This is a genomic window from Pseudoalteromonas sp. 1_2015MBL_MicDiv, assembly GCF_002407505.1.
GTDB classification, from domain to species: domain Bacteria; phylum Pseudomonadota; class Gammaproteobacteria; order Enterobacterales; family Alteromonadaceae; genus Pseudoalteromonas; species Pseudoalteromonas fuliginea.
On the sequence record NZ_CP012737.1, the window covers coordinates 2,659,614 to 2,682,368 of the forward strand.

The window sequence follows — 22,755 nt, forward strand, 5'->3', positions numbered from 1 at the left end:
ACAACAAAATGAAAATGTTAACTATATCAAAAATGGTTATTGTGACTTTTACATTAGGCAACTCATTTTATGCGTTTAGCCACGCAGGCCATGGTAATACCGCACCTTGGCATGCATGTGAAAACAAAAACCTTAACCAAACGTGCACCTATACAACACATAATCAAAAAGCAACCGGTACTTGCCAAGCAATGAATAATGTACTTATGTGTGTACGTACTCAACCTCTCGAAAACATAATAGAAAAAGCCACTAAAAGGACGAAAAATGAAGTGACTCCTCACAGCTCTGCTTATAATTTAAGTAAACAGGCTACACATTAATATTTTAGCCACTATGACTTTCGAGTTACCCTGAGTTGAATGCAGCCTTGATTATTATGGTACAAAGACCACACATCATTTGGGAAAGCATAAAAATAGCCCGAGGAGCTAATCTGTAACGTCTTCGAGTTTTTTTGATAATGTGAGAGAGCTTCATATTGATGAGGGTGCGGACTACCATCGTTTGTAACCGCCTGCGCTTTACCAGAATCGTTTGCGATACACCCAACAGCAATGAACCATCGCATATGCTCTACCCGTTTAGTTCCCCAAAAATCGGTAGAGCGATTCTGCGTTGCTTGTTTAAATTTACGTTCAGTCATTCCCAAAATAGATGATGCAAATCGAATAATGTCGCCCGCCGTTAATTTTCCATCCTCTGTACCAAGCCAATCACATTCATCTTTACTATCTTGCCACTCGCCTTCAGAGTCAAAAATATACCGTTCACCCTTATTCATGTAAATATACGTTGGAGTCCAATGTTGCTTAGCAAATACATTAACAACCGTCGATTCCCCAACCTCTAATTTTATTGTTGGCCAATATTCAGAATGTTCAATAGGCGATATTTCTTGACGCTTAAATACACTCTCGTGGAAGCTTTCATTATTTGCTGTAATTACACAATCCACATTGCGCGGACGAGATCTAAACTTAGCAAATATTCCTTTAAATGAATTATGAAGTACGCCACAAGGATTTGGATTAAGCTGATTTAAAATGTTATCCCGAAAAAATAAACCGCTCTCCTGCGCTTCCTTTATCATCCACTCAAGTGCGATATCTGATAAATCTGTATCATAATACCCGCCACCTACATCGGAATGTACGCCCGGAAACCACATTTCTTTAACGTCTCGATCAACTAAATTCTCACTCCAGCGAGTAACACAAAAACTACTTCGCTTCTCATCCATTGCCATTGCGTGCCTAGCAATACTTATATGTTTTCCCAAACTAGTATCGTGAAAACGCCATGACGCAGGGTTATCCAACAAGTTAAATAGCTCCATGTCATTTGGTATACCCAATGCCCCCACCGTTTCCCATACGCCTATAAAATGAATAGGTAAGCTTTTTTTATTGTTAATATATAAACTCTTAGGGATCCTCTCTAGTTTTGACTTATAGTTTTCAAAATGTCCGTGGGTCTTTTCCCACCGCGCTTTGTTATTTTCAAGCTTATTAAAATCAAGTAGCCCTAGCCCTAACAGCCCACCTAAACTCCTCGCCGTAAATGCTCCTCGGCTAAACCCAAAAATAAATACTTTGTCGCCTTCGTTGTAGTTACTCGCTAACCAATGATAAGCACTACAAATATGCCTTTTTATACTTTTACCTAAAGCTCCATCAATTATAGAATCTTTTAGCCCCGTTTCTTCGCCCCCAAGACCTGGGTGGTAGTACAACTTTTGAGTGACCTCTGAATTATCTTTTTTCGCTAGCGCGTGGTAGAGCTTGACGACATTGGTTGGTGCGGGAGCACCATTGTCTTCTTGTTGAGGATTATTCCATGTGCCGTCACAGCAAATTACTAAGTTAGCCATAATTAACTTCCTTGCATCAATTAATGTTTATTATATCAATTCGCTTAATTAAGAGATTATTTTGAGCTAAGAAAATCGTATCGATAATAAGGCAAAAATTTCGTTATTTAGTTGTTATCACTCATTGCTCTGCATCCAGCATCGAGATGTAGTCGTATATCAGAAATTTTTACGCAGTTAACGCCAGATTTAATCCCTCAAATTGATTAAGTATTATTGCGGATTGGTATTACTTATTGTTACTTGAGTTCAAGTATTAAGTGACAAACGTTAATTAGTCAAAAATAAAATCCTAAAAACGAAGATCTGTAGTTCAAAAACCTTTATTGGTGGAGCTGGGGGAATCTTAATCAATATCGTAACACACTGTTTTAACTTAAATACAAAACCAACAAACAGCTTGATTGGTACTAACCTTGGTACTAAAAAGAAATATCATAATTGAATCCCGACATTAGATTCTTTTAATAAATTATTATAACTTATTTTTATTAAGTTCCGATTTTAAATCTGCTAAAGACTTTGCTGGCTTTATTCTGTGAACCATCGCGTGACAATTAGGACATAGAGGCACCAAATCTTCTTCTGGATTTACTTCGTATTCTTTGCCGATCTCTGATAATGGAACAATGTGGTGGACATGTATATACCCTTTTCCTAAGTCACCATAAACTTTCTCAAAATCAAAACCACATACCTGACATACACAGCCAAAGTGAGCTATACACTTTTTTCTAGCCTTAACATCTCTTTCATACTTATTTATAGTTACAACTTTAGTTGCCCCCTCAATGTATGTATCCGCTCCAGTTACTTCTTCTGGCAATACTTGTTCGACAGGCTGCTCATCTGCATAAAAGTTACCCCCTCTTTTGTTAGTGTTTTACTTACAGCTAGCGGAACTATTTTTTTGATTTTCACTTTTCCATTTTTTGTTTTTTCTTCTGAGCGAAACATTTCAAAAGTAAGTAATTCATACTCACCACTTTCAACTAGCTTTAAATGCTCAATTGACTGGCTATATCCACTCTGCTTTCTGCCATTCTTATTTTTTTCCCAGCGGTCACTTAAAATAAGCTGACTACCATCACTTGAATTATGATTCCATGCACCAAATATAATTTGCTTTTTTTGCCTGTTAATAAATGACCAACTCCATGTCCAATTTTGACAATCTCCGCCAAGTGATTCTACAAATTGTTTTCTATTCATAATATTCCCTTTTAAGTTAAGTAGTACTCGCTATACCTATATTAAAGACCTTACGATTTCAAAAAAAACTAGCCCTTAAACCCGCTCAACATGTCAAATATCACTCGCGCGAATTGCTGGTTTCTTGCGGGATCTGACAGTAGCTGCATCATTTGTTCTTGGTGTGCATCACTGCTTCCTAAGATGGCGTCATCCATCGCTTGAGGGAAATCACCTAGCATTGCTTGCTCTGGGCTATTGTTTGCAATCTGGCTCATTACAGAGGCGTTTTCGGTTAGTTTATCGCGTACTGTATAGGCATAGTTAAGCATGTCTTTATTAGTTAGGTTATCAGTAATAAAAACCTCATTAAGCTTGTCGATTATCTGAGATAAGAACGCTTCTTTTTTATCCTTCGCTTTAGCACTACCCACATCATTACTTGGCTCAAGCTTGTAATCAGGCGCGTCTTCTTTTAGCTGTATATCTTGCTGGCGTATTTTTGATAGGCGGTAATGGCTCATTACTACGTTGTCTAAATCAAGCTCATCTTCAGTCACTACTTTTTCACGTAACAGTGGGCGTAAGTGGCGGGCGAACAAGCTTAGTTTTTCAAGCTCTTTGTCGTCGTATTCCACCAGCTGCGACATAAACTCGTAAAAGCGGGTAAAGCTGCCTAAATCCTTTTTGAATATCTCTAGGCGGTCTTTTTCTTGTTTGCACTCTTTAAAGCTTGTTTCTGCGTTAGCTATTAATACAGCGTCTTCAGTCTTTTTGGTGCGTTCAAACATTTCTCTCGCTTTTATATACGCCTCAATTGCCGATGCGTAACGCTTTTGCCAACGCTCTTTAGCGGGGTGAATAATATTGCTAATCGCCGCGTTTGATTTGTTCTTGGTAAAGAACGCTGCACAAAACTGCTCAACCTCAGCCCACAAAAATATACCGCTAGCACGCAGTTTTTCAAACAAATCAAAAACAATCTGAGGGTCAGTCACATCAGCAAGCTCCGCTGTTTGGTAATAAGGCTGAAATGCTTCTAGTATGTCTTCAGGGGCATTAAAGAAGTCCAATACAAACGTGCCTGTTTCAGCTTTACTTGGGTAAGTACGGTTTAATCGCGACAGGGTTTGTACACACTCAACGCCGCCTAGCTTTTTATCTACATACATAGCGCATAGTTTTGGTTGGTCGAAGCCTGTTTGAAACTTATTAGCAACCAGCATGACTTGGTAATCATCACTATCAAAGGCTTTGCGCATATCGCGCCCTTTAAGATCAGGGTTCATATTTTTTTCGGTAAACTTCTTATCTAAAAATGCAGCGCTATCAGGGTCGCTTTTAGTAAACTCAACTTCGCCTGAAAATGCCACCATAGCGCGTATTGTCGAGTAACCTGTTTTTTGCTCTGCAAGCGCCTCTGCCACGTATTTATCAAATGCTAACTTATAACGTACAGCCTCTTTACGTGAGCCAGTTACTACCATTGCTTTGGCTTGCCCGCCTAATAAACCCATTACGTTATCTTTAAAGTGTTCAATAATCACTTTAACTTTTTGCGATATATTATGGTCGTGTAAACGCACCCATTGGTTAAGTTTTACTGCTGCTTTTTTACTATCAACCTCTTCATCTGCCGCTTCTATTTTTTGAGCAAGTTGGTACATCACCTTATAGTTAGTGTAATTTTTAAGCACATCTAATATAAAGCCTTCCTCTATTGCTTGGCGCATTGAATATATGTGATACGCCACTGGCTTATTTTGTTTTGATGGAGGCAGTTCTGGGTTAGGTAATCGACCAAACAGCTCTATTGTTTTTGCTTTAGGTGTGGCAGTAAATGCATAGTAGTTAAGGTTTGCACTACCACGGCGGGCTGCAACGGTTGCATCGAGTATATCCTCTGACGATAACTCAACATCGTCATCAGTTTCTTCAGTCATTAATACTTCTTTTAACTGGCGAGCTGTAGAGCCACTTTGTGATGAATGAGCTTCATCGGCAATAACCGCATAGCTGCGCTCTTTTAAGCTGGTACTGTTCTCTATAGCACGCAATACAAACGGAAAAGTTTGAATGGTTACAATAATAATAGGCTGAGCGTTTTCAAGTGCACTGGCGAGCTTTTCTGATTTAGAGCCATCACCTTCTTTATTATTAATACGCCCTACTACACCGTCTGCATGCTCAAACTGATAAATAGTATCTTGCAGCTGATCATCAAGTACCGTTCTATCTGTTACAACAATCACTGAATGAAATTGTTTATTACCTTGCTCGTCATACAGAGTAGAAAGCTGGTGGGCTGTCCAAGCAATAGAGTTTGATTTACCAGAGCCCGCACTGTGTTGCACTAAATACTTGTTACCTGTGCCCTCTTCAATTGCTGCATCAATCAGCTTACTTACTACATCCCATTGGTGATAACGCGGGAAAATAAGCGTTTCTTTTTTATCTTTTAGCCCTTCCCAATTTTCAAACTCTTCTATTTGTAAGTGTACAAAGCTGCCTAAAATATTAAGCAGATTTTTAGGCACTAATACTTCATTCCACAGGTAATCGGTTGCGTAACGGCTAGTGTCTTCAGGTACATCATTACCTGCCCCACCTTCGCTTGTGCCTTTGTTAAAGGGTAAAAAGAAAGTGTCGTCACCAGCAAGCTTCGTGGTCATATATACCTCAAATTGACTTACGGCAAAGTGCACTAATGCACCGCGCTTAAAGGTAAGCAGTGGCTCTGGTTTTTTAGTTGCAGGGTCTTTAGGTAAGCGGGTTTGTTTGTATTGCTTAATGGCATTTTCAACCGCTTGTTTAAATTCTGATTTAAGCTCAAGGGTTGATACGGGTAAGCCATTTACAAACAACACTAAATCTATACGCCAGCTTTTGGCTTTGCTGCCTGTTGCAGCTAAGTGCTCTGCACTGGCATACGGGCTATACACTAGCTCTTGCACTATTCGGCAGGTGTTTTGCTCGTAACGCGCTAGGGTTTCGGGGTTTAGGTTGTGCTCTGGTTTAAATTGGCACAGTTCAAATCGCGCATTACGAATTTTTAAACCATGGCGTAACACACCTAAAACACCATACGTTCGAGAGGCTTTATCGGTGGCGTTTATATCCGCTTTTTTAAGTTGTGCCACCAGCGCTTCTAAAAAGTGACGTTCAGGATCATTAGGGAACACCTTACACAGCTTTTGCCACTCTTTGGGTTGGGTGTTTTTAACAAAGGCCAGTGCATCTTGTTCATACAAAGCGGTTTCACAGTTATAGCCAGCGCCTGTGCCTTCAACCCAACCATTTGCCACCATTTGGCTAATTATGTCGTCTTGAAAAATACGTTCTTGGGTTGTATCTATCACTTTTATTATTCCTTATACGTGACTTATTTAACGTGTTGGGTTTTTAACCTAAAATCAATTAACGTTAACTATTTGGTTTATCCTGCAGCTGCTTTAATGCATTGGCTAAGTCTAAATCAACCTTTGATGGCTGTGCATCGATTACTCTACGGTATTTATCGTATTCTTGTTTTGCTTTTTCAGTGGCTTGTGCCTGTGAAATATTGCCAGCATGGTTAAGCACTTCATAGTCACTTAAGCGTAAAAAGTCATCAAGCTTGCTCGCCCAGTCTGCCATTTTCATTAACTTGCCATTGCGCGCTTGAAGCTCTGCAAATTCTAAGTAGGAGTTAACCAGTCTATTTAAGGTATCAAGCTCTTGCTCATTTAAATAGTTTTTGCCTGTCACCACCTCTTTGCGGGTTGGCTCTGTACCTGAAAAGCTGGTTAAACCTAAATGAGGTTTGTCGGCATCAATGCGTTTAAACACTAATTCTGCTGCTGTATTACCATGTGCAGCCCAATGCATTTTATTTTGCACTTTAGCAAAAAAATCAACACTGGTTTGTGCTTTGCCATCGTAATCAATGCTGGTGGCGTATATGTCGCAAACCTTGCGCCAAAATATCTTCTCTGATGAACGTATATCGCGTATGCGGTTTAATAGTTCGTCAAAGTACTGCATGTTATCAGGGTTTTTAAGACGTTCGTCATCCATTACAAAGCCCTTAGTTAGGTACTCTTGTAATGTTCTCGTCGCCCACTGACGAAACTTGATGCCTTGCTTAGAGCGCACACGGTAACCTACTGCAATAATTAACTGCAAATTATAGTGCTTAGTATTGTAGTTTTTTCCATCTTCTGCAGTTGTTCGGAATAACCGAACAGCTGTATTTTCATCCAATTCCTGCTCGTTAAATATATTGGTTATGTGTTCGCTGATAGTCGCTTTTGACTTGCCATACAACAGGCATAAATCAGCTTGGGTTAACCATAGCGTTTCTGTTTCAAAACGGCACTCAACCTTAGTTTGACCTTCACCTGTTTCAAATAAAATAAACTGCCCAAGCGGTGGTGTAACATCATTAGTCATTAGGCTGCTCCCAATTACGCACGTCTATTTTGCCAGTGACTGCAGCAGATATTAAGGCTGTTCGGCGTTCTTTCATTAATTTAATAGCAGAAGTAGCTTTGATTATGAGCTTTGAATAATCATTTCTTAACTTATGGATTGAACTTACGATTTGCCTAACTTCACCTTTTGGAGGAATCGGGATTGAGATATCCTTGACGATATCAGTGTTCAAATTTGGCTGACCAGAACCTTGCTTAACTCTTTCACGAAGATCCTCTGTTAAGGTTGATAGATAAAAGTATGCGAATTCCGTATCAACATTTAAGCTCTCAAACCCAACTACACCATCGTTGGCATTAGCATCAATTTTAAGAATTGCAGGGACTCCTAATGTTGCACCACTATTCGAGAGCAATAGAGTTCCTGAAGAAAAGACTCTGCATTGCCCACTCCCTTTACGCGTTAAAAACGTCTCGGTCTCGGTCAGATAGATTTCATCATCTTTTGTTATTTCGGCAACCGTCACCCAAGGTGAATAATCGCCATTAAATAATGTAGGATCACCAGCTGGACGAGGTGAGCCACCTCGAACAACCTGCGAAATATATCCAAACTTGCTCACTACCCAATGCTCCGGTATTTCGCCCAACCACTCGACACCTGAATCTTTCGTCGGGGCTTGGGGGTCAAGGCCTTTAGTCACAACATGGCTGATCACCGCTTGGCGCTTTTCTTTTAGTAGCTTAATCAGTTGTTGCTGCTTTTCAATCAAGGTGTCGATTTTAGCGATTTCGTGATCGAGGAAATTAGCGATTTGAGTACGCTCGCCTATTGGAGGTAACCAAATATTAACCCCACGCAATATTGCTTGAGTAATGCTAAATACCTTAACCCCTTTTACAGCATGTCGGATTTGTGTTCTTAGCTCTTTAGAATCAAGTAAGTATGCATAAAATCGACTGCACTCTCTATCAAATGGACGCGCTATAATAGTATGGTAACCAGCAAATATCTGCTCATCTGAAACCAACTGCGTAAAGTTTCCAGAGCCATCAATATCTTCTGAAGTATCAGCAAATACAATATCTCCATTTTCTAGCAGCGCATAAGGTGATGTTTTAAGATACTCCTCATCTACACACTTCAAAGGATGTTTTTGTGGATTAACTTCAAAGCCATATTTAGAATGAACTTCACCATAATTAACACAAGGAATCCCTGTATCCCTAAGGTTTTCCTTAGTTATAGTTAGTCCTTTTCCAAAACTAAATGTGTAACGGAGCTTACTTGTCGTCCAGTGTTCTGGAATAGCATCTAACCAATCGATATTCGAATCTTTATACTCAGGATAGGTCTGATACTTGCCAGCTTTTAACTCACTCATTATCGCCCCCTAGCTGGGCTAATACTTCAACACTAGGCAGTTCATTTTTCAACGAGTCGGGGAGTTGTTGGGTTAAGCGGTACTCGGCAATGCCCATGGGTTTATCCATGCCACTCAGGGCGTATTCGGCCACTAACTTATCTTTGGTTTTGCACAATAACAGGCCAATGGTGGGCGCATCGCCTGCTTTGGCGAGCTGCTCATCCACAGCTTTAATATAAAAATTTAGCTTGCCTGCGTGCTCTGGCTCAAAGTCTCCAAGCTTTAATTCGATCACTATGTAGCAATGTAAATGCACATGATAAAACAACAGATCGATATAAAAGTCACGCTCGCCCACTTGCAACGGATATTGTTTGCCGATATAGGCAAAGCCTGCGCCTAGTTCGAGCAAAAACTGGGTAATGTGTTTAACCAGCCCTTGCTCTAATTCGCGCTCTGAATGATTTTTGGCAAGGCTTAAAAAGTCAAAAATGTATGGGTCTTTTAAGGTTTGAATTGCCAGCTCAGATTGTGCGGCAGGTAAACGCTGCTCAAAGTTGTGCAAGGCTTGGCCGTCGCGTTGCCACAAGCCACTTTCTATCTGGTGCACTAACACATTACGGCTCCAGCCATGCGCTAATGTGTTGCTAACATAATAGGCCGCCTCGTCAGTGGTTTTGCACTTACTGATAATTTGAATATTGTGCCCCCAAGGGATTTGCACTAATTGCGAAACAGCTTGTTTCGCAATTGCATCATCACCGCACCAAAATAAGTACCAACGGCGAATATGCTCTAAATTTCGTTTTGAAAACCCTTTCATTTGTGGAAATTCGGCCATTAAATCTTGGCTGAGTTGGGCTAATAACTTATCGCCCCACGCGGCTTGTTGTTGGCGGGCAACAATCTCTTCGCCCAACTGCCAATACAAAGTTAAAAACTCGGTATTCACTTTAACAACGGCTTTTTGCTGGCTTGATGCCACTTTTTGTTTAAGCTCTGTTAGCCATTGCTTGTATTCTGCTCTTTGCAGTAATGCTGGGTGTTTGTTGCTCATTACGAGTGTACCTCTTGCAATAAGGTCATTATGTCACTGCTCACAGCATCAAGTTCTGCATCAATCTCGGTTAAATCACGTGGTGGTTGGTACTCATAAAAGTGGCGGTTAAAGGGTATTTCGTAGCCTACTATACCTAGCTCGCCGTCTTTATTGTCGCACTTGGTAGCGTTTATCCATGCATCACTTACGTGCGGGGCAACCTCGCGGTTAAAGTAGTTTTCTACCATTTGGGTTGTGCTGATACTTGGCTGAGTTGAGCCGTTTAAATAGGCTTCTTTTAACGGTACGTTTTCGTTATCACGCAAGTCGCCATCTTGCTTATAAGTCACGACCTTACCTTGCCACTTTTTAACATTGCCTTGATATTCAAATGCGCCATACATTGGGTTTGCTGAATCTTTAAATAATTTATCAACCACGCATTCTGCCGCTGGGTTTTTAAAGGTAATAGCATCAAGCAGTTGTTTTTTCTCTTTAGTATCGAGCTTAATATCTAAGGCTTTTAGTGCTTGTGTATAGGTAATATCAAACTGGTTAAAGTCGTCTGATTGCAAGTGCTTGCCACCAGCATCGTCACCTAATTGTGTTTGTAGCTGCTGTGCTTTTTTCATAAGGGCTTTTTGGAATAACCAAAGCTTAGGCTCTAGTACATCTTTAATTTGTTTTTCTTTCAGCTCGGGGAAGTCAGCTTTAATAATAGCTCTGGCTTCAATCTCAATAGCACTTAAATCGCCATATTGATCGTCAGTAGTCCACTGCGCGCCAAACTTTTCATACAGCGCCATCATGGCTGCATTGTATGGCTTAGGTGCAAAACGAAGTGATGCAATAGCTTCATCAGTTACTTGCGCTGACAACCTAAGTGGGCGTTCGATGGTGATACGGCGATAACCAAACTCATAGGTGTTAAATATTTTACTGGCAAAGGTTTTTGCTACATCGGCTTTAGGGTTAGCCGCTTGGCGACCTCGACTACTTTTAACTTCTGTTGGTTTAGCTAAGCCTAGCTCTTCAAGTGTTGTTGTTTCTACTTGTTCAAAGTTACCAAAGCTGCGAGTGATTACTTTAATGTCGTCTTCGCTCATAATGTTACGTTTAGAGCCAAGAGATTTGCGCATTTTACCGCACAGGTTAGCCCCATTAATTAGCTGAACTTTATTTTTACGCTCAGCGCTTTGCTGCTGTGCTTTTTTGTTCGACAAAACCCATACATAGGTAGCAATACCTGTGTTGTAAAACATATCGGTAGGTAAAGCTATAATTGCCTCAAGTAAATCAGACTCTAAAATATAACGACGAATCTCACTTTCACCACTGCCTGCACCGCCCGTAAATAAAGGAGAACCATTTAGAATAATACCAATACGCCCGCCGCTGTTAGAATCATTTGCAGAGGGTGATGCATCGCGCATTTTACTAATAAGGTGCATTAAAAATAATAGCGAACCGTCAGACACTCTTGGTAGGCCTGCGCCAAAGCGTCCATCAAAGCCCTTAATTGTATTCTCGTCTTTAATATCGCCTTCAATTTTTTTCCAATCTACACCGAATGGCGGGTTAGACAGCATGTAATCAAACTTATCTACTGCTAGCTGATCATTCGATAAGGTATTACCTAGTTTAATACGGCTAACGTCTTGCCCTTTAATAAGCATATCGGCTTTACATATCGCGTAAGACTCAGGGTTTAACTCTTGACCAAACGCGCGCATAACCGCATTAGGGTTAAGCTCGTGCACGTACTCCATACCTGATGATAAAAAGCCGCCAGTACCTGCTGTTGGGTCGTAAATGGTGCGAATAATCCCTTCTTTGGTTAGGGCGTCGTCGTCTTCCATAAATACCAATGAGGTAGTTAAACGCACTATATCGCGTGGGGTAAAGTGCTCCCCTGCGGTTTCGTTAGAACTTTCAGCAAAGCGACGTATTAGCTCTTCAAACACTAAACCCATATCGTGGTTTGATATAGCTTGTGGGCTTAAGTCGGTCGTTGCGAATTTTTTAACGACTTTAAAAAGTAAGTTGGCGTCGTCTAATAGCCCTATAAACTCATCAAACTTAAAGTGCTCAAATATTTCGCGGGCATCGGCTGAAAAGCATTGAAAATAACGCTCAAGATTAGCTTTAATATCACCCTGCCCCATTTTACCTAAATCCATAGGCGAGGTATTAAAAAAGGTTAAGCCGTTTGTAGCTCTTATTAATAGTTTTTCTTGTGCATCTTCTGGCAGGTTTAAGACTTTAATACGCTCAAACTCTGCTACTACTGCATCTTTACTTGGTGCGAGCACACACTCAAGGCGACGTAATAAGGTAAAGGGTAAAATAACACGGCCATATTGAGACTGCTTAAAGTCACCGCGAAGGAGATCAGCTACTGACCAGATAAATGCAGCGGTTTGAGAAAAGTTATTATTAGTTGTCATTTTAATCTTCCATAAAGTAATCGCTATCGAGCGCTTTTACTTCAAATACATGTTTGGTGCTTACGCCTAAATTATGGGTAAGCATGAGTTCGGTTAGTTGTGCGCCATCCACCAGCACTATGCGTTTTTCTATCATGCCGACATATTCAAGGGCATCTTTACTAAAGCTGCTGGTGGTAATGAAAACGTCCTTTTTAGCACGGTGCATATCAAGCGCACCTGCAAAGGCTTGTATATCTGGGCGGCCAACTGTTTTATTGGTATAACGCTTGGCTTGCAAGTATATCATTTCAAGGCCAAGTTTATCTTCTTTGATTACACCATCAATACCACCATCTTGCGTGTATTGAGTGGCTTGGCCTGCATCTTTGCGTGATCCGCCGTAACCCATGGCGAGCATTAAATCGACCACTAGGTTTTCAAAAAATACGGGGGATGCTGCTAATATCGCTTTTAGTATTTCGTCACTTAGGTTGGTATTGAGCGTGTCTACTGCAGCTTCTATAAGCTCTTCAGGGGTTTTATCTGAGTTATTACTTACTATGCTGGTGGTGTTTACTTGTGTGGGCTCATTTGCGTCTTTAGAGCGTGTTTTAAAATCAAGGAAAGCATCGAACTTACTTAAGTATTGGTTATTGATTGGCGCGCCTGACTCGATTGCAGCTAGCCATTTTTGTGTGATTTTGCAAAATGCTCTTTTGGGTTGTTCTATTAAACCTGCTTGAACTAAGTAAGTTTTAGCCCACCCCAAACGATGATAAGCATATGTTTGCTTGCCGCTCGGTATGCGGAGCTTTAGTTGATCGGCACTAAGCCCAAGTTTACGGTAAACATCTGCATCAATATCACGCAGCTTAACGGTCTTACCATTTGCTAAACATGCTAGCAACGGGGTCATAAAAGATTGGTAATCAGGGAGTGACACAAGTATTCCTTTACAGCCTAAGAGTGGGGCTAATCCATTAATGTATATAAGAATACTATATAAAGTTATGCTATTTATCAAAGCAAACTCTGGTTTAACTTTTACATGGTAGTTAAATGATAAAATTGAGCACCAAAGGTGATCGAATATAAGAGCGATCACTCTTTAAAATTAAACTCGAACGATTTTAAATAAACTTAATTAACTGTTAATAAAGGAAATAATATTTTTATTTGATTATTTGGTAGCTTGTTCGGTTACTTCCTGTTTTTTATTTTACCGCCTCTAGCCATTTAACTACCCTCTCTATATGCAAGTATACTTGAAGAGTCGTTTTTTACTGATTGCAAGACACGCCAGTAATGAGCTAATGTCTTTCGAAGAGCAGAGCTTCCTTTTTGAAGAATGCTGGTTAGTAAGTAAAAAAGACTAAGCGCTACTTTACATTGATTTAATTTTTGAATTAAATCGAACCCTCATTCAATGAGTTTCTTAACTCACTTTTATACTTTTGGTCCAAGCTTACTAGCATAACCAAGTATTTGTTGTAACAGTAAAATATTCCCTCCGTTCATCATAAAATGACTCGCGAAAGTATGCCTTAAAGCATGGCTACATTGCCCCTCTGGCAAGTTAATATTGGTTTTACTTACTGCGCTGTACAACGCTGAAATAGCAGCTAAGGCTTAGTTATTACAAACGTTGAACAATCATTAATAATTAAATTATAAGCATAAAAAAACCCGCAAATTTGGATTAACAAATTTGCGGGTTTCTTATGGTTTTCGAATAACGAGTTCAAAAACCTTTATTGGTGGAGCTGGGGGGATTTGAACCCCCGTCCGAAAAGCCTCAACCGTCGGTACTACATGTTTAGTATCGTCATTTAATTAACCTTTAAATCTCGGACGAACACGATAGATAAAGGCGAGGCCGCTTAGTTTTAACGCTTCAACCCCGGCCAGGGTTTCCGTCGCGATCAGGTGTTAGGGTGACACTCCAAAATCCAGTCCACAAGAATACATGGAAGGAGCGCTAGCTAGCCTAAGCTGCTAGAGAGTAGTTATCGTCGTTTGCGATTACTTTAGGTTGCGGCTGTTTAACGAGGCAAACCGCACCTCGACATGCACCTTGGGCGTCTTGAATTCCGTCGAATCCTAATCAGCCCCTGAATCAGTAAACTCATTCAGAGCGTGCGAGCAGTATAACTGAGTAAGGCGCTGATACTCAAGAACTAACTCGCTTTTATTTTATCTGTTAGGACTCGCTGACCTTTTAGGTTGAAATTTGTTCTATATAGAGGTGATTTAATTGCGGCGTGAGGTTTGTAGCCTAGCAGTAGGTAGTAGGCTAAGTAAAAATCGAGCAACAATGAGTAAATAGCCCTTGGAGCGAGCCCAAAGGACAGCGTATGTTTGGCATTTATGCTACGTTATCGCCTATCTATGGGGAACAACCGCACAGCATAGGCTTTGCCTTGCATAAAAACCAAATACACTTCGGCAAATTTAACTTCAAAAAATAAGCAGGCCCTCATACTAACTGGCTATTAAATAATCATATTTTTATAAATAGCTGCATAGTTAAACAACATTTACTTAACACGAGACTCTAGTTGTGCTCCAATAGAGTGCTGGCTTTTTTGATCGTATTAAAAATGCACCTTAAAGCAATGAAAAAATATAACAATTATAATAACAAGCACATTAAGTAGGGAATAAATAAATGTCGGTTTTTTCATTTAATGAAGAAACGGGGTACTTATCTTTAATAGCACACCCTGTTGATAGTGGTTTTCCAATAACTGCAACGCAGTTAATTGAACTGCTAGAACAATCTGACTACTGTGATTTTGACGTTATTTCGGCCAACATTGATAAACTTTTTTCTCAAAGCAAAGATTATAAAGAAGAGTCGTTAATTATTGCTCAGGCTGTAAATGCAACTGTTGTTATTAATATCGATGAAAAAGGCATGGTAGCAGAAGCAACCATTACCACTACAAAAGGTGGTTTATTATTATCGATGGAAGGTGCGCAAAAAGCACTGGCTGATGCCGGTGTTAAAAAAGGAATAAGCCCTCGCGCGCTTGATTCCTTTTTAGGTCAACAGTTTGAACAACCAGCTGGAAGCTCTTACAGTGCAATAATTGCTCACGGACGTAACCCTAAAGATGGCAAAGATGCTAGATTTGTTCGTTTATGCTCAACAGCCCAAGATCGTGTGCTTAGCCCTCAAGCAACTCAAGGCGGTAAGGTTGATATGAAAAACCTTGGCGCAATCATCACGGTAAAACCAGGTACACCTCTTATGCAGCGCATACCCGCCACTCGCGGTGAAGATGGCTACACTATATTTGGTGAAATTATTCCTGCAACACCAGGAAAAGAACATCAATTACAACCTTTCGAAGGGACTAAAATAGACCCCAACAACCCAGATATACTTATTGCAGATTGTAAAGGTGTACCCGTTGCTTTGCCTCGCGGTATGCGTGTAGATGATGTTTTATGCTTTGATAACATTGATGTAAGTACTGGCCATGTCGATTTTGATGGTAGCGTAATAATCAGCGGTGATATAAAAGACGGTATGCATGTTAAAGCAAACGGCGATATTACCGTTATAGGGTTTGTAGAATCAGGTATTGTTGAGAGCAAAAGTGCTGTAACAATTATGCAGGGGGCTATTGGTCGAAAACGCGAAAACAATGAAGCATTTACATGTCATATTACAGCTTTGCGTACTATTTCAATTGGCTACGCTCAATATTGTAATATAAAAACAGAACAAGATTTATTTATTGAACGCCAAGCACTGCATTGTGATATGAGTGCAAGGCGGTTAATACGCGTTGGTAAAGCAGATAAACCTCGCGGTAAAATTATTGGTGGCAATATTTTAGACGCTATGCGTATTGAAACCGGCGAACTCGGTGCACCAGCGGGAACAAAAACTCGTGTGCTTTTAGCACAAAACTGGTTTGAACTTCGTGACAAGCAGATCCAAATTGCTGATTTTGAAAAAGTGCTTGCAACTAAAGTAACTGCTTTAAAACAAGCTCGTAAAAAAGCGGGACAAGTTGCAGAGCCCACTCAGCGTCAGCTGTTATTGAATAAAATAACCGAAAATGAACGACATATAAAAGCACGTACAGAGCATGTTAATCGTCAAAAATTGTTGATTAAGCGAAAAATCACGCAATTGCTTTCAAGTTGCCGCTTAAAAGTGAATGAGTTAATGCACCCAGGGGTAGAACTTAAAATAGCAAAAGATTCAAAACAGTTTTCGCGTATTTATCCACCCCATTTATTAAAACTAAATGAAGGAAAAATTACTCAGTCATTTTAGTTTCTGTGCCATCTTGTGTATCCACTTCGGCGTCACTATCATCTAGTGGCGCTAACGGCCAACCACCTAGTTGCTGCCAACGATTTACAATTAAACAATACAGCTCAGCGGTACGCTCGGTATCATAAAGTGCTGAATGTGCTTGGCTGTTATCAAATTCAATACCGGCAGCGCGGCATGCTTTAGCCAATACAGTTTGCCCTAACGCAAGTCCTGCAAGAGTGGTTGTATCAAAACTTACAAAGGGATGAAATGGTGTTCGTTTTATATTATTACGCTCTATAGCTGCATTTAAAAAGCCATGATCAAACGCTGCGTTGTGCGCCACAATAACAGAGCGTTGACACCCTGCTGCTTTTTGAGCTTTGCGTACCACTTTGCAAACTTCTTTAATAACGTCTTCTTCTGGCACTGCGCCGCGTAATGGCGAAAAGGGATCGATACCATTAAACTCAATTGCAGCTTGCTCTATGTTTGCGCCTTCAAATGGCTCTACATGAAAGTGCACGGTATGATCTATGCTGAGCAACCCTTCGTCATCCATTTTTAAAACTGAAACGGCAATTTCTAGTAAAGCGTCTGTATTTTTATTGAAGCCCGCTGTTTCAACATCAATTACAACCGGAAAAAAGCCACGAAAGCGTTTTGCGAAAAGTGTTTGCTCAGTATTTGCCATAGTATTCTTGGTTTATAGGTATAAGCCCACTATTATGTCAAAAGTGAGTACCTTTCGGCTAGTGCATTGCTAGATTAATTGCGCCTTAAATTGTAGGCATGTAATTTGCTTTAAAGTTTAAGCTAGCTAGGTGTTATTGACCTTGAAATATAATTACTCTGTATTTTGCCAAATTATTGGCATGAAAGATGTGTTGGAGCATGCCCCATGAAGTTTAAGTTGCTATTAATTAGCCTGAGTATCACCAGCGCACTATGCCATAGTAGTGCCTATGCTGCTATGCGCCAATATACAGCTAATCAAGATAACTCTAACTGGGAAGTGGTTAAAACAACAAGGCTACAATGCCAATTAAATCATGAAGTTCCTTACTATGGAGAGGCTATTTTTAAAGCTTCAGCAAGTAAAAACAAAAATCTCAGCTTTCATTTAGATATGGTTGTCAGGCCTGAAAATTATGACATAGCGGGTTTAAAAGCAGTCCCCCCTACTTGGCGTGCGGGCTTACCTACGCGCGATATTGCCAATATGAAGCTACTCAAAAAGTTTGACGGTGAGCTAGACAATAAAACATCATGGGAAATGCTAACCGAACTTGAAAAGGGCTTTTACCCTACCTTTTACTATCAAGACTGGCAAAACAGTGCCGATAAAATTGCCGTTGGTATTTCAAGTGTTAATTTTAAACAGGCGTATTGGGCATTTTTACAGTGTCGAGATGAATTACTCCCTTATAGCTTTGAAGATATTTCATTTACCATTATGAATTATCAATCAAATAGCAGTAAGTTAACTAAATCTTCGCAGCAGCGTTTAGATAAGATTGCCGAGTATTTAAAAAACGATCCGAGTATTGAATCCATTAGCATTGATTCGTATACCGATAGCTATGGTGGACGTTGGAATAACCTTGACCTTTCACGCAAACGTGCAAAATCAATTAAAGATTACATGGTTAGTTTAGGTGTTGATGAAGCAAAAGTGCAAACAACTGGTTTAGGTGAAAAACGCTTTGTGGATACAAACGAAAATATTTTAGGGCGTAATAAAAACCGTCGTTTAGTTATCCAAATAGCTAAAATGTGATCACACTGAGGGCGCTTTTAGTCTTGGGTTTTTAATTTGGTCGATTTCAAAAATTTGTCTCCAAATTGAAAAAAACCTAAACTAATCAAAATAATAACAGCGCCTATCAGCAACTCTCGACTAAGCATTTCATTATTTAGCCATGCACCTAACCCTAAAGCAAAACTAGGGGTAATTAAGGTAGTAAGTGCTACTGTACTTGCATTTAAGTTTTGTAAAACATGAAAGTAGGCAAGCGCACCGATCAGTGATCCAAACACGCCTAAATACCCAATAGCCCAAAGTGATTTTGCGCTCCAATTTGCAGTATTCAACTCTCCATCGAGTAACCACCACGCTATAAAAAATAGTGGCGTTACAAACACTAAAGCACCAAAGGTGGTCGCCATTGGGTGAATTGCTATTTGTACTCGTTTTATCATTACCCCACTTAAGCTAAAAAAACACACAGCCATAAACACATAAAGTAGGCCTATACCTTGGGTTTGTGAGTGCTGCACTTGATTGTAACTAACAAAATATAAACCGATTAATGCACATGCCAGTGCCGTTAACTTAATTGGGCTAAATTTGGGTTCGTTTAGTAGTTGCTGAGCGAGTAATCCCGACAAAATCGGCGCTAGACCAAACATGAGTGAGATAATTCCTGAGGGAACCGTTTTGGCAGCCATATAGCTAAGTAACATGCCACCAAAAATACCAATGCTCGAATAAAAATAAAGCAAGCACGCATTTTTACTCCAAGGTACTCTAATATTCGTAATAGCAACTATTAAGCCGCCTATAAACAATCCCACAAGCATACGCATGAGGACTGCAAGTGTTGGCGATACGCTTTCGCTGCTCCACACTATCCCTAGCGGCGTTGTAGACCATATGAGAACCATTAAAAAATACGAAGCTTTAACAGGCACGTGCCATCCCTATGCTTTTTATAAATGAATATATTAAAGAATAAATTATACGCTCACTACTGTATTTTAGTACTTTTTAAACACTAAATGCCTTAATAAATACAGCTGTAAATTGTAAGTTACATTTTAATTGCAGCGTTTTATTATAAAACTATTTAAGTTTTAGGTAACTAGTTATATCGTGCATGTATATTAATAATAATTAAGGTAATTAAGTGCTTAAAAATAAAACAATAGGGAGCATGTTAATTGTTGCAGGAACCACTATTGGTGCCGGAATGCTAGCATTACCGATTGCTTCTGCCGGTCTTGGTTTTAATACCGCATTAGTGCTAATAGTCGCGAGCTGGATGTTAATGACTTACACAGCGTTGCTTATGTTAGAGCTTCATCAGTACGCACCACGTGATGCTACTTTAAATACTTTAGCTAAACTTTGGCTTGGAAAACGCGGGCAGTATGTGGCTAATTTTTCGATGATTTTCTTATTTTATGCACTTTGTGCCGCTTATATTGCAGGTGGCGGAGCACAGCTCCAAGAGCGTATAAATATAGGTTTAAGTGTGAATATAGCACCACAACTTGGTTCAATTGTATTGGCGGTCATAATTGCGAGTGTAGTAACACTAGGCACCAGTAAAGTAGATAAATTAAACAGGGTGTTATTTACAATAAAAATCATTGTACTTGCTAGCTTGTCCTATATGTTAACGCCCTACGTTCAAGGTAAGCACTTATTAGAGATGCCAGTAGAGCAAGGCTTAATATTGTCAGCGATCCCCGTTATATTTACCTCATTTGGCTTTCATGGCTCTATTCCATCTATTGTTAAATACGTAGGCCTTGAAATAAAAGTACTGCGCAAAGTAATGATCGCGGGTGCTGCTCTGCCTTTAGTGATTTATATTTTTTGGCAATTACTGAGCCAAGGTATTATGAGCCAAGCTGATTTACTCAACAGCCAAGGCCTTAATGGGTTTGTATCTAGCGTGGCAGGTATTGCGCATAACCCAAACGTAACGACCGCCGTTAAGTTATTTGCTGATTTAGCCCTTGCAACATCATTTTTAGGCGTGAGTTTAGGTTTATTCGACTTTTTTGCCGATGCATTTAAAAAAGGTGACAATAAAACAGACCGAATTAAAACAGCCTTAATTACGTTTATGCCGCCACTTGGCTTTGCATTATTCTATCCACAAGGCTTTATTATGGCTTTAGGTTATGCGGCAATTGCACTTGTTGTTCTTGCTGTATTTTTACCCGTTGCAATGGTTTATAAACAGCGTACAACATCAAATAAAACAGGCTACAAAGTCAAAAGTGGGAATGTTGGGCTTGGCATAGCAGCGATATGTGGCATAACGATTATTGCTGCGCAGTTTATGCAAATGGCGGGGCTTATTCCTGCTATCGGTTAAAGGTTACTGCTTTTTGTTTAAATTTAGATAATAAAAAACCGCACATCATTATGATGTGCGGTTTTTTATATTAACTGCGTTTATTTACAAACGTCAGCTACAGCATTTGAAAAGTATTCAATATTTGAATGACTAATACCTGCAACATTTACGCGGCTTGAGCCAACAATGTAAATACCGTATTCTTTTTGTAGGCGAGCAATTTGCTCTTTATTAATACCTAAGAAAGAAAACATACCGTTTTGACGTTCAATAAATGAGAAGTCTTGCGCAATATCTTTAGTTGCTAAGCTTTGTTTAATTAAGCTACGTAAACCGTTTATGCGGCTACGCATTTCATCAAGCTCAGAGTGCCATAATTGTGTAAGCTCTGTACTGCTTAAAATAGTATTAACAATATCAGCACCATGCGCTGGCGGCATTGAGTAAATACTACGCACAACGCTTAGCATTACAGAGTTGGAAATATCTGCTGTTGCGCTGTCTTTTGCAATTAGTGAACATGCACCAATACGCTCGCGGTATAAGCCAAAGTTTTTAGAACATGAAGAACAAATAATTAGCTCTTCTACTGCATCAGCTAAAATACGTAAGCCACGTGCATCTTCTTCAAGTGAAGCACCAAAGCCTTGGTATGCAATATCAACAAGTGGTGTAAAGCCAACTTCTTTTGCAAGTTCAGCAACTGTGTTCCACTGTGTTTCGTTTAAGTCCATACCGCTTGGGTTATGACAACATGCATGCACTAAAACCACATCACCTTTAGGCACTTGTTTAAGTGTGTTGATCATTTCATCAAACAGTAAGTCTTTGTTTTCATAATCGTAATACGGGTATTCTTTTACTGTTAAGCCTGCCGCTTCAAACAAGCTAATATGGTTAGCCCATGTTGGATTAGTCACCCAAACAGTCGCGTTAGTATTACAACGCTTAATAAATTCAGCTGCAACGCGAAGTGCACCTGTACCACCAGGAGCCTGCGCGGTACGCACGCGATTTGCTAGCAATGCTTGATGTTCGCCTAGTAGTAACTGCTCCATCTTTTGGCAGTAATCTAAGTTACCCGCTAAACCAATGTAAGATTTGCTCATTTCGTTTTCAAGACGAAACGCTTCAGCTTTTTTAACCGCTTTGAGTACCGGTGTATTGCCTTGCTCATCTTTGTAGACACCTACCCCTAAATCAATTTTATTAGGGTTTGTATCTTGTTTATAGGCCGCCATAAGGCCAAGAATAGGATCTGTTGGTAATGGTTTTAATACTGAGAACATTGGCTATCTCTTATCGTTATTTAGGGGTTAGCTGTTAGCCTAAGCTTAACATAAAAGCACGTCACATTGACTAGTGTTATTTACACTAGAAAGTGAGGAATTTTAATACAACACGCAATTAAAACGGCAAGTGTCTTGTCATCAAAAAAGTCATTTTTAAAGGCTTCTGCATCTATAATACCAACGCATTCATTTTGCGCGTTAAATAGAGGTAAGCAGGTTTCTGATTTAACTTTAGGATCGCATGTGTAGTATTCACCACCTTGTGATAAATACGCCTCGACGTTATTGATAATACGACCATGGTGAGATAACGCTACCTGTACATTGTTGCTACCAGCAGCAAAAGCTTCTGTTAATGGAAACAACGGACGACTTGGCACCCCATGATAAGCCAATTTGAGCAATTGCTTACCTTCACTGGTATTGGTTGATTGATAAATACCATACCAGTCGACACCTGTTTGCTGCTCAATATAGCTTACAATACTTTGTAGACTAGCTAGCTTAAACTGTGTTTGCTCATCACTTTTAAGGTAGTCAGTTAATTTGAATGGCTCATCTTGTAGGTAACCAAATAAACTACACGCACCGCCCTCGCCAAGCTCAGGTATTTGATACTCCCAACGCACATCAGGCAAAATTGTGTTTGTAAGATGCAACTCAAGCTTTTCAAGCTCTGTTGAAATCAAAGTAGGATTTGCACTTAGTTGTGCTTGTTTTAGGTAAGAAGAAATCATTTAGCCATCCATACATCTAGAGTTTTCAGAATAATAGCATGGATA

The 22,755-nt window shown here is 39.8% G+C and carries 17 protein-coding genes, 1 other RNA gene and 1 pseudogene; 4 read left to right on the forward strand and 15 right to left on the reverse strand.

The window, feature by feature from the left end; genetic code table 11:
- Positions 1–8: 8 nt before the first annotated feature.
- Positions 9–323 (forward strand): hypothetical protein, encoded by a 315-nt coding sequence (locus tag AOR04_RS11965; protein WP_096793470.1) that lies wholly within the window; start codon positions 9–11, stop codon positions 321–323.
- Positions 324–334: 11 nt separating this feature from the next.
- Here the strand turns inward: AOR04_RS11965 and AOR04_RS11970 are convergent, their stop codons facing one another.
- The 11 genes and pseudogenes from AOR04_RS11970 to ssrA all read right to left on the reverse strand — a co-directional run bounded on the left by AOR04_RS11970 (position 335) and on the right by ssrA (position 14,423).
- The gene (locus AOR04_RS11970) at positions 335–1,873 is read right to left on the reverse strand and encodes a DUF2235 domain-containing protein (RefSeq protein ID WP_096793471.1); all 1,539 of its coding nucleotides are present in this window, start codon (positions 1,871–1,873) and stop codon (positions 335–337) included.
- Positions 1,874–2,348: 475 nt separating this feature from the next.
- Positions 2,349–2,699 carry an HNH endonuclease gene (locus AOR04_RS21705; RefSeq protein WP_198402997.1) on the reverse strand — a complete coding sequence of 117 codons (351 nt, stop codon included), beginning with the start codon at positions 2,697–2,699 and terminating at the stop codon, positions 2,349–2,351.
- Complete coding sequence (locus AOR04_RS21710) at positions 2,684–3,085, reverse strand: hypothetical protein (protein WP_198402998.1); 402 nt, start codon at positions 3,083–3,085, stop codon at positions 2,684–2,686. Before AOR04_RS21710 ends, AOR04_RS21705 begins: the two co-directional genes overlap by 16 nt.
- Before the next feature lie 68 nt (positions 3,086–3,153).
- Positions 3,154–6,423: a type I restriction endonuclease subunit R gene (locus AOR04_RS11980; RefSeq protein WP_198402999.1), complete on the reverse strand. Its 3,270-nt coding sequence runs from the start codon at positions 6,421–6,423 to the stop codon at positions 3,154–3,156.
- 64 nt (positions 6,424–6,487) lie between these two features.
- On the reverse strand, positions 6,488–7,495 hold the full coding sequence (locus tag AOR04_RS11985) for a virulence RhuM family protein (RefSeq protein WP_096793472.1): 1,008 nt from the start codon (positions 7,493–7,495) through the stop codon (positions 6,488–6,490).
- The gene (locus tag AOR04_RS11990; RefSeq protein ID WP_096793473.1) at positions 7,488–8,861 is read right to left on the reverse strand and encodes a restriction endonuclease subunit S; all 1,374 of its coding nucleotides are present in this window, start codon (positions 8,859–8,861) and stop codon (positions 7,488–7,490) included. Before AOR04_RS11990 ends, AOR04_RS11985 begins: the two co-directional genes overlap by 8 nt.
- A complete protein-coding gene (locus AOR04_RS11995) occupies positions 8,854–9,900 on the reverse strand; it encodes a PDDEXK nuclease domain-containing protein (protein WP_096793474.1) in 1,047 nt (348 codons plus the stop codon). Before AOR04_RS11995 ends, AOR04_RS11990 begins: the two co-directional genes overlap by 8 nt.
- Positions 9,900–12,329, reverse strand: a complete 2,430-nt coding sequence (locus AOR04_RS12000; protein WP_096793475.1) for a type I restriction-modification system subunit M — start codon at positions 12,327–12,329, stop codon at positions 9,900–9,902. The genes AOR04_RS11995 and AOR04_RS12000 overlap by 1 nt, the downstream gene beginning before the upstream one ends.
- A 1-nt stretch (position 12,330) precedes the next feature.
- Positions 12,331–13,254: a restriction endonuclease gene (locus AOR04_RS12005; RefSeq protein WP_096793476.1), complete on the reverse strand. Its 924-nt coding sequence runs from the start codon at positions 13,252–13,254 to the stop codon at positions 12,331–12,333.
- A 527-nt stretch (positions 13,255–13,781) separates the two neighbouring features.
- Positions 13,782–13,886 (reverse strand): annotated as a pseudogene (locus AOR04_RS12010) (site-specific integrase); the annotation flags it as partial.
- Positions 13,887–14,066: 180 nt separating this feature from the next.
- Positions 14,067–14,423: a transfer-messenger RNA gene (ssrA, locus tag AOR04_RS12015) on the reverse strand.
- Positions 14,424–14,979: 556 nt separating this feature from the next.
- On the opposite strand from ssrA, the gene AOR04_RS12020 reads away from it, so the two are divergent.
- Entirely contained in the window at positions 14,980–16,605 is a 1,626-nt protein-coding gene (locus tag AOR04_RS12020) for a DUF342 domain-containing protein (protein ID WP_096793478.1), read from the forward strand.
- Here AOR04_RS12020 and rnt read toward each other — a convergent pair.
- Positions 16,589–17,281 carry a ribonuclease T gene (gene rnt / locus AOR04_RS12025; protein ID WP_008137071.1) on the reverse strand — a complete coding sequence of 231 codons (693 nt, stop codon included), beginning with the start codon at positions 17,279–17,281 and terminating at the stop codon, positions 16,589–16,591. The genes AOR04_RS12020 and rnt overlap by 17 nt on opposite strands.
- A 207-nt stretch (positions 17,282–17,488) precedes the next feature.
- Here rnt and AOR04_RS12030 point away from each other — a divergent pair, with 207 nt between their 5' ends.
- Positions 17,489–18,367 carry a flagellar protein MotY gene (locus tag AOR04_RS12030; protein ID WP_007379022.1) on the forward strand — a complete coding sequence of 293 codons (879 nt, stop codon included), beginning with the start codon at positions 17,489–17,491 and terminating at the stop codon, positions 18,365–18,367.
- Positions 18,368–18,384: 17 nt separating this feature from the next.
- Here the strand turns inward: AOR04_RS12030 and AOR04_RS12035 are convergent, their stop codons facing one another.
- Positions 18,385–19,281, reverse strand: coding sequence for a DMT family transporter (locus AOR04_RS12035; protein WP_033023894.1), 897 nt, complete (start codon positions 19,279–19,281; stop codon positions 18,385–18,387).
- A gap of 215 nt (positions 19,282–19,496) precedes the next feature.
- Between AOR04_RS12035 and AOR04_RS12040 the strand changes: the two genes are divergently transcribed.
- The gene (locus AOR04_RS12040) at positions 19,497–20,699 is read left to right on the forward strand and encodes an aromatic amino acid transport family protein (protein ID WP_096793479.1); all 1,203 of its coding nucleotides are present in this window, start codon (positions 19,497–19,499) and stop codon (positions 20,697–20,699) included.
- Between the two features lie 80 nt (positions 20,700–20,779).
- On the opposite strand, the gene AOR04_RS12045 is transcribed toward AOR04_RS12040, so the two are convergent.
- Positions 20,780–21,970, reverse strand: a complete 1,191-nt coding sequence (locus AOR04_RS12045) for an amino acid aminotransferase (RefSeq protein ID WP_007378347.1) — start codon at positions 21,968–21,970, stop codon at positions 20,780–20,782.
- Positions 21,971–22,050: 80 nt separating this feature from the next.
- Positions 22,051–22,710, reverse strand: coding sequence for a GAF domain-containing protein (locus AOR04_RS12050; protein ID WP_008135709.1), 660 nt, complete (start codon positions 22,708–22,710; stop codon positions 22,051–22,053).
- Between the last annotated feature and the right edge of the window lie 45 nt (positions 22,711–22,755).